This window comes from Enterobacter sp. ZOR0014, from assembly GCF_000798855.1.
Taxonomy (GTDB): domain Bacteria; phylum Pseudomonadota; class Gammaproteobacteria; order Enterobacterales; family Enterobacteriaceae; genus Enterobacter; species Enterobacter kobei.
Genome location: NZ_JTLF01000324.1, coordinates 1 through 9,004, shown reverse-complemented (window position 1 = coordinate 9,004; position 9,004 = coordinate 1). Strand labels below are relative to the sequence as shown.

Annotated in this window: 6 protein-coding genes; 3 read left to right on the top strand and 3 right to left on the bottom strand. The window is 53.5% G+C overall.

Annotation, left to right across the window (positions count from 1 at the left end; genetic code table 11):
- Positions 1-459: 459 nt before the first annotated feature.
- Entirely contained in the window at positions 460-3,240 is a 2,781-nt protein-coding gene (locus tag L977_RS18425; RefSeq protein ID WP_047626508.1) for a flavocytochrome c, read from the top strand.
- 93 nt (positions 3,241-3,333) lie between these two features.
- Positions 3,334-4,293 (top strand): FAD:protein FMN transferase, encoded by a 960-nt coding sequence (locus L977_RS18420; protein ID WP_045135165.1) that lies wholly within the window; start codon positions 3,334-3,336, stop codon positions 4,291-4,293.
- Here the strand turns inward: L977_RS18420 and dcuR are convergent.
- A complete protein-coding gene (dcuR, locus tag L977_RS18415; protein ID WP_014884414.1) occupies positions 4,274-4,993 on the bottom strand; it encodes a two-component system response regulator DcuR in 720 nt (239 codons plus the stop codon). The two genes, L977_RS18420 and dcuR, sit on opposite strands and share 20 nt — an antisense overlap.
- The gene (locus L977_RS18410; protein WP_047626507.1) at positions 4,990-6,606 is read right to left on the bottom strand and encodes a sensor histidine kinase; all 1,617 of its coding nucleotides are present in this window, start codon (positions 6,604-6,606) and stop codon (positions 4,990-4,992) included. Before L977_RS18410 ends, dcuR begins: the two co-directional genes overlap by 4 nt.
- Before the next feature lie 164 nt (positions 6,607-6,770).
- Between L977_RS18410 and L977_RS18405 the strand changes: the two genes are divergently transcribed.
- A complete protein-coding gene (locus L977_RS18405) occupies positions 6,771-7,634 on the top strand; it encodes an N-acetylmuramic acid 6-phosphate etherase (RefSeq protein WP_014884412.1) in 864 nt (287 codons plus the stop codon).
- Between the two features lie 59 nt (positions 7,635-7,693).
- Here the strand turns inward: L977_RS18405 and L977_RS18400 are convergent, their stop codons facing one another.
- Positions 7,694-8,770 carry a porin gene (locus tag L977_RS18400; protein WP_023330824.1) on the bottom strand — a complete coding sequence of 359 codons (1,077 nt, stop codon included), beginning with the start codon at positions 8,768-8,770 and terminating at the stop codon, positions 7,694-7,696.
- Positions 8,771-9,004 lie beyond the last annotated feature (234 nt).

Genomic DNA, 9,004 nt, shown 5'->3' with positions numbered 1-9,004 from the left:
GAACATGATGTTTTTATATTGCGCTTTTGGATGCTGCAACTATTGATCAGGATCAAAAAAACAGAAGTGCAGCGTTATTTTCGTGCTTTTATTAATAACCACTCTGGCGTATGGGGTTATTATTTATTTTTATCGTTTTCTTTATCATTCTTGTAACAATCCAAAATCTGGTATTCTTTTTATTATTTGATTTTATTGAAGTTTTTATGGTTAAGTGAAATTGGTATGACCAATATTTATTTAACGTATTTTAAATTATTGTAAACGGGTGAATTATTATCACTAACACCATTGTGTTATTTCTGTTATCTCAGGGATTAAATAGTTTTTTAACTAACGTAATGGCTTTAGAAACTAAAAAAATCATTATATTAGTATCATGACATCGGCAAATAACAACCAATTTAAAAATTAAACCCGATAACGAATTCTTAATTTTAAAAGTTTGGAGTTTCTATTATGAGCACTAACGAACGCATTCTTAGCCCCTTCACATTACCGAATGGCACTGAACTGAAAAACCGTTTGTTAATGGCCCCGATGACCACCTGTACCGGCTACTATGACGGTACTGTCACCAGTGAGCTGGTGGAGTACTACCGGGCTCGCTCCGGCAGCATCGGTACCATCATCGTGGAGTGCTGCTTCGTTGACGATCTCGGTCTCGCCTTCCCGGGCGCCATCGGTATTGATAACGACGAGAAAATTGCCGGGCTGGCGAAAATCGCAGAGGCGATTAAATCCAAAGGTTCGAAAGCGCTGCTGCAGATCTACCACGGCGGCCGTATGGTTGACCCAAAACTGATTGGTGGCCGTACCCCGGTTGGCCCAAGCGCGGTGGCCGCACCGCGTGACGGTGCCGCAACGCCGGTTGCACTGACCGCCGAAGAAGTAGAAGGAATGATCGGCAAGTTTGGGGAAGCTGTGCGTCGCGCCATTCAGGCCGGTTTCGACGGCGTGGAAATCCACGGGGCCAACACCTACCTGATTCAGCAGTTCTACTCACCGAACTCTAACCAGCGCGATGACGAGTGGGGCGGCAGCCGCGACAACCGCGCGAAGTTCCCGCTGGCCGTGCTGGACATTACGCACAAAATGGTGCGCCAGTACGCGGATGATGCCTTCATCATTGGTTACCGCTTCTCCCCTGAAGAGCTGGAAGTCCCGGGCATCCGTTTTGAAGACACCATGTACCTGCTGGAGAAACTGGCCGCGCGCGGCGTGGATTACCTGCACTTCTCCGTCGGTGCAACCCTGCGTCCTTCGATTGTTGACACCCAGGACCCGACCCCGCTCATCGAAAAATACTGCGCGATGCGTTCAGAAACGCTGGCGCAGGTTCCGGTCATGGGCGTGGGCGGCGTGGTGAATGCTTCAGACGTGAATGACGCGCTGGACCACGGTTACGACCTGATTGCCGTTGGCCGCGCCACCATCGCTTATCCGGACTGGACAGACCGCATTGCGGCTGGCGAAAGCCTTGAACTGTTTATGGACAGCACCAAACGCGAGGAGCTGAGCATTCCGGAACCGCTGTGGCGTTTCTCGCTGGTGGAAGCGATGATCCGCGACATGAGCATGGGCGAGTCTAAATTCAAACCGGGCACCTTCGTCGAGAAAGTGCAGGACGACGCTAACGAGCTGGTGATTAACGTCAGCCTGGAAACCGACCGCATTGCGGACATCGCGCTGGCCTCCGGCCCAAGCGAAGACGTTGAGTTTGTGACCAGCTTCGAAGAGATCCGTACCCGCATTCTGGATGCCAACACCCCGCACGTGGATGCCATCACCGGCGCAACCAGCCAGAGTGAAGCGGTGAAAAAAGCGGTTTCTAAAGCGATGCTGAAATCCAGTAGAGCGCTGGCGGCAGAGGAGGGCGTTGACCCGAACGAAACCCGCAGCGTTGACGTGGTTGTCGTGGGCAGCGGCGGTGCCGGTCTGGCGGCGGCGATTCAGGCGCACGACGAAGGCGCAAGCGTGCTGATTGTCGAGAAAATGCCAACCATCGGCGGTAACACCATCAAAGCTTCTGCCGGGATGAACGCCGCTGAAACTCGCTTCCAGCGCGTGAAGGGTATTCAGGACAGCAAAGAACTGTTCTACCAGGAAAGCCTGAAAGGCGGCGGTAACAAGAACAACCCGGAACTGCTGCGTCGCTTTGTCGAGAACGCACCGGAAGCAATTGAGTGGCTGGCAACCCGCGGCATTATGCTCAACGACATCACCACCACCGGCGGGATGAGCATCGACCGTACTCACCGTCCAAAAGACGGTTCTGCAGTAGGCGGCTATCTGATCAGCGGTCTGGTGCGTAACGTCAACAAACGCAACATCGAGGTGATGCTGGATACCTCCGTCAGTGACATTATTTTCGAAAACGGCGAAGTGACCGGCGTGCGCCTGACGACCGAAGAGAATGAAACCGTCATCGTGGCAACCAAAAGCGTGATTGTGGCGACCGGCGGCTTCAGCGCCAACAGCCAGATGGTGGTGAAATACCGTCCGGACCTGGAAGGATTCGTCACCACCAACCATAAAGGGGCCACCGGCGGCGGTATAGCGCTTCTGGAGCGCATCGGGGCGGGCACCGTGGATATAGGCGAAATTCAGATTCACCCCACCGTGGAGCAGAAAACCTCGTACCTGATTTCCGAATCCATCCGCGGCGGCGGGGCGATTCTGGTCAATCAGAAAGGGGAGCGCTTCTACAACGAAATGTCGACCCGCGACAAAGTCTCCGCGCAGATCATCGCGCTGCCAGAGAAATACGCTTACATCGTCTTTGATGAACACGTACGCGCCAAAAACAAAGCTGCGGATGAGTACATCGCCAAAGGGTTCGTGACCAGCGCCAGCTCACCAAAAGCCCTGGCCGAAGCGCTGGGCATGGATCATCACGCCTTCCTGGCAACGCTGGAACGCTACAACGGCTTTGTCGAGAAACAGCACGACGATGATTTTGGCCGTACCACCGCGCTGCGTGCGCCAATCAATGAAGGGCCGTTCTACGCCATTCAGATTGCGCCGGGCGTGCACCACACCATGGGCGGTGTGACCATCAACACTGAAACCTGCGTGCTGGACAGCAACCACAACGTGCTGCCAGGGGCATTTGCTGCGGGTGAAGTGGTCGGCGGGATCCACGGCGGTAACCGTATCGGCGGTAACGCGGTGGCAGACATCATTATTTTTGGTACCCTTGCCGGACATCAGGCGGCGATGCGCGCAAAAATGGCATAAAGCACCTGTGTTGTAGGCCGGATAAACGCAACGTTATCCGGCGATTTCCCCGGCGGCGCGGTGCTTGCCGGGGCTACATCTGAGGAAACATGCATGTCAGATAACCGTGTTTACAGTTACTCCGCCGTCCTGATGGGTTCCCCCATCCTCCTGAAACTCTTCTCCCATGACGAAGCCCTCGCCTCCCGCGTGTTTCGACTCATCAAACAGTATGAAGATCTGCTTACCGTCAACCGTGCCCACTCGCAGGTGATGGACATCAACCACGCGGCTGGTCAGCATCCGGTCATCGTCAGCCGACCGGTGTTCGAACTGATCCGCTGTGCAAAAGCGGCAAGCCTGCTTAAGGACAGCGCCTTTAATCTGGCGATAGGCCCGCTGGTGAAGCGCTGGAAAATTGGTTTCCGGGGTGACAGCGTTCCGCCTGCTGATGACATTGCGGCGCTGCTGGCGATTACCCGTCCTGAGGATGTCATCCTTGATGAGGCGCAGAGCAGCGTGTTTCTGGCGAGAGCAGGCATGGAGATCGACCTGGGCGCCATCGCCAAAGGCTATATCGCTGACCGGGTGCGGGATTACCTGCACAAAGAGGGGACCGAGCGGGGACTCATCAACCTGGGGGGAAATATCCAGACGTTGGGCTCACCGGAAGGGGGCTGGAGCGTCGGGCTGAAAAAACCGTTCGTCAGCGACGCGCTGATTGGCGCGATGACGGTGGAAAACCGCTCCGTGGTGACGTCAGGAACCTACGAGCGCTTCTTTGAGCAAAACGGCAAGCGCTATCACCATATTCTCGATCCGCGCACCGGATACCCGCTGGACAACGCGCTGGACAGCGTCACAATCGTGTCAAAAGAGTCTATCGACGGCGATATCTGGACCACGCTGATGTACGGCATGGGCATAGAGAAGGGCTGCGCGGTGCTGCGCTCTCGCCCGGATATTGAAGCCATTTTTGTGACCAAAACAAAAGAAGTGGTGATCTCATCGATGCACCACTTCCGCTTTACGTTGCTGGATAATACCTACCGCGTTACTGACAGTACTGCTTAAGCAGCCCCGTCTGTTCCGGCTGGAGACGGTAACGATACACTGGCCGCCCGGTGGCACCGTAGTGAATGCTGGTGAACAGAATGTTGATTTGCGCCAGCCAGATCAGGTATTTGCGGCACGACACGCGGGAGATATTCACCGCGCTCGCCAGGTCATCGGTGGAAAACTCCATCTCCGGGTGGGCGTCAATCCACTGGCAGATCGTGCGCAGCGTCTGCGGCGTTAACCCTTTCGGCAGCTTTTTGCTGTCCGCCAGCTCCGGCGCTCCGCCGTGGATCAGGCGGTCAACGTCGGCCTGTTCATAATACGGATGCGATTCCATCAGGTTATGCTTCGCTTTCCAGCCGTTGAGCGCCTCTTCAAAGCGCGGGAACTGGAAGGGTTTGATCAGGTAATCCACCACGCCGTAGTGGATAGAGGTCTGGATCGTGGCGGCATCGGCGGCCGAGGAGATCATAATGACATCGATCGGGCGGCCGGACGCGCGAATCACGGGCAGCAGATCCAGCCCGTTATCCTGCTGCATATAGACATCCAGTAGCACCAGATCGACCGGCTGACCGGGGTCGTTAATCATGGCCTTCGCCTGGTTGAGCGTGGAGGCGACACCGCAGCAGCTAAAGCCTTCAACACGGTTGACATACAGACGGTTGAGGTCGGCCACCATGGCGTCATCATCGACAATTAATACATTTATCACGCGATATTCCTCTCGCTATCCCAGGGGATGTGAACAAAAAATTGGGTAAAGACGCCAGGCTCAGACTCCACGGAGATCTCTCCGCCCAGGTTCTGAATCTGCTGGCGAGCAAGGAACAGCCCAACGCCGCGGTTTTCACCTTTCGTTGAGAAGCCCTTAGTAAAAATAGCCTCCAGCTGAGTGGGATCAATGCCGGGGCCATCGTCGCTGACTTCGCAACTGAGCCAGCCATTCTGATAATGCAGCAGCAGGCCGATCTCGCCCTCCTGCTGTCCTTCCATCGCGTCGAGCGCGTTTTCAATCAGGTTACCCAGCGCGGTGATCAACACCGCGGCCTGCTCTTCGCTGGCGGTATCCGGTATCTGGCTTTCGTCCGCCAGCGTCAGGGTGACGCCCGCCTCTTTTGCCCGGTTGATTTTACCCAGCAGGAACCCGGCAATGACCGGCGATTTTACCTTGCTCTGGATCGTACCGATATCCGTCTGGTAATTATGCGCCGTCTGGATGATGTACTCCTCCAGCTTGTCGTAGCGCTTCATATGCAGCAGGCCAAGGATCACATGCAGTTTATTCATAAACTCGTGCGTGTGGCTGCGCAGGGCATCGACGTAGTTGACCATGCCATCAATGCGCTGCATCAGCTGGCTGATTTCCGTTTTATCGCGGAAGGTGGCGATCGCCCCGATGACCTGCTCCTGGCTTTTGACCGGCACCATGTTGCACAGCAACAGCCGACCGTTACAGCTGATCTCCTGATCCTGGCGCGCGACGCCGGTTTTTGAAATCTCACGCAGGCTGGCTAAAAGTGGTGCGCTGGCGTTTTCCGTTTGCTTGCCGGAGGGCAGCAGTAAAATTTCTCTGGCGGTGTGGTTGATCATCGTCACGCGCCCGTGAATATCGACGGCCAGTACGCCTTCGCGAAGCGACTGCAGCATCGCCTGACGTTGTTCGAAAAGGGCGGAGATTTCGTAGGGTTCGAGGCCGAACAGAATGCGCTTCAGCACCCGCACCAGGCCCCAAATCGCCATCGAACTCATAAAAATACTGAATAATATCGTCCAGAGCGCATTCAGCCGCCCGCGGGCAATCTGGTCTTCCACCTTTTTGAGGGAGATACCGACCACCACCACCCCGATCTGATCGTGCTGGCTGTCATAAACCGGGGTAAAGACGCGAAGCGCTTCGGCGAGGGCGCCCCGGTTAACCGAGACGTTCTCTTTACCTTCCAGGGCGGGTTCCAGATCGTTGCCAATAAAATGCAGGCCAATCAGTGCTTCGTTCGGGTGCGAGTAACGAATACCGCGCATGTCGGTCACCACGGTGAGCAGCAGATCGTTGCGTTGGGTGACCGCTTTGGCGATGGGCTGAATGATGTCGGCCTGCGGGGACTGCATCAGGCCTCGCTGGATCTCCGGGCTGTCGGCCAGCGTGCGGGCGATACCCAGTGCGGTGTCTTTGACATCATCGCGGGTGGCCCGGGTGATCTGAACGGAGTAGAGCGCAAAGACCAGAAGCAGCACAGAGGCAATAATCGCGCATACCATCAACGTGACCAGCGTGTTCAGTTTCATGGGGCGCTTGCGCGTCAGAAGGAAAGGCTGCAAATCGCTCATCAATACTCCGCGATGATTAACAAAGGGGTAATTATCGCTGATGACGCGCGTTTCTTAAAGCCATGTAAAGGCGTGGATTTGGTCCTCTTTTCGTGACCCTCCTCGCAGGTCATCCATATAAAACACTTTATAGTGTGTGGGTACTCATAATAAGGAGGCTGTTTATGAGCATTATGCTTACCGGTTCGGTCAAGGAAAGACGGCACGCCAGCACGATGAATATTGATAGATTGTCCACGCTGGACATGCTGAAGGTCATTCACCAGGAAGATGCACTCATTTCCGCTGCAATATCCCCCTGTTTAACGACGATCGCCCGCGTGGTGGATAACGCCGCGGCGACGCTTAGTCACGGGGGCCGTCTGGTCATTGTCGGGGCTGGGCCGTCTGGCCGTGTCGCACAACAGGCTGCCGATGAATATGCGCCGGGCAAAACCCCCGTGATTGCCGTGACGGCACAGGAAGGGGAAGGGAGCTACGAGCGTGGCGTTGCCGATCTGCAGGCCATTAAGTTTGGTGAACACGATATGATGCTGGCGGTTACCGTTAGCGGAAAAACGCCGTGGGTCTGGGGGGCAATGCGCCATGCATGGTCGCTGGGCTCTATGGTCGCCATCATTACCGGTGATGCACAAAGTGAAGCGGCGCAGCTGGCAAGCATGGTGATTGCCCCGGCGCTGGGGGCTGATGTGGTGGCAGGCTTTAGCAATACCAAAGCGGGGATTGCGCAAAAAATGATCCTCTCGATGGTCACCACCGGGCTGGCCGTGCGGACCGGGCGCGTTTACAGCAACCTGCGGGTGGATCTGGAGGCACGTAATACCAAATGGGCCGAACGACAAATTGCCATTGTGATGGAGGCGGGGGGCTGCACCCGGGCGCAGGCAAAAGCCGCGCTGGAGAGCTGTAACCATAACTGTAAAACGGCAGTCCTGATGGTACTGACCGGGCTGGATGCATGGAAAGCCCACGAACTGCTGGCGCAGAATAACGGGTTTATTCGCGTGGCGTTGCAGGAAGCGCCGTAAATTCGGCTCTTATAAATGAAAAAAAGCCCGCGAGTGCGGGCTTTAGTATTTTTGGGGAATTAGAACTGGTAAACAATACCCATCGCGAACTGATCGTCCGTCACATTACCCGTAATGGCTCCGTCTTCTTCATCCAACAAGTTAAATTTATATGCAGTATAAACATTCATGTTTTTATTGAAGTAGTACCAGGTACCAAGTTCGATGTAATTCACGCGGTCAGCGTTGACACCTTCATAACCATTAGTTGCACCGAAATCCTTGGCCTGAGAATAAACATAGCCAAGGGATGGACGCAAACCAAAGTCGAATTGATACTGAACGACTGCTTCTACGTTCTGAGTCTTATTAGCAAAACCGCGATTAGAACCTGCTTTGGTCATGTTACGCGTTTCGCCGTACATAACTGCGGCGTAAACGCTATTTGCATCATACTTAGCAGACAGTGCCCATACTTCAGCGTTGTCGCCATAGCCGTCAAGCGTTTGTAAGTCAGTACGGTCAGATTTACCGTAGACGCCGACAAAGCCAAAGCCGTCTACATTATAATTCACAGACATGCTGTAGCCATCGCCATTTGCTTTGAAGCGATCCCGGTCGTCTTTCTTACCCTGATACTGAACAGCGAAGTTCAGACCATCAACCATACCAAAGAAATCGGTATTGCGGTAAGTTGCGACACCGTTGGTACGTTGTGTCATAAAGTTATCGGTAGCGGCCCAGGAGTCTCCACCCCATTCAACCAACATATCGGTGTAAGCTGCGCCGTCATAAGCCACGCCATAGTTACGGCCATAATCGAATGAGCCGTAGTCAGACATTTTCAGACCTGAAAATGCCAGACGGGTACTTTCGTCCTGGTCACCTTCAGGTGCGCTGGCATCGATGTTGTATTCAAACTGGCCGTAACCGGTCAGTTGGTTATTGATCTGTGTTTCGCCTTTCACACCAAAACGAGCATATGACGTATCTTTGTTTTCACTGTTGCTTGTGTCAGTGTCAGACCAGATGCGTTCACCAACCATCTTGCCGTAGAAATCAACTTTGTTGCCGTTTTTATTATAGATTTCAGCCGCATTTGCTGCGCCAGCCATTAATAATGCGGGTACCAGGATTGCCAGAACTTTTCTTTTCATTATATATTCCCTTTAAAGATAATTTATATGAATATATGTAATCACCCTCCGTAATTACGATTTTGATACTATTCTATGGATTGTTATTTTGGTTCAAAAATAAATGTAATTAAATCGGTAAAAATATTGCAAAATATTTCTAAAGCTCTCGTTATTTTTCAGGTGAATTAATTAACTGAATGCATTGCGCATAATTATTATTAAGTATTTCTCATTTCTATTTTTTAAATCATT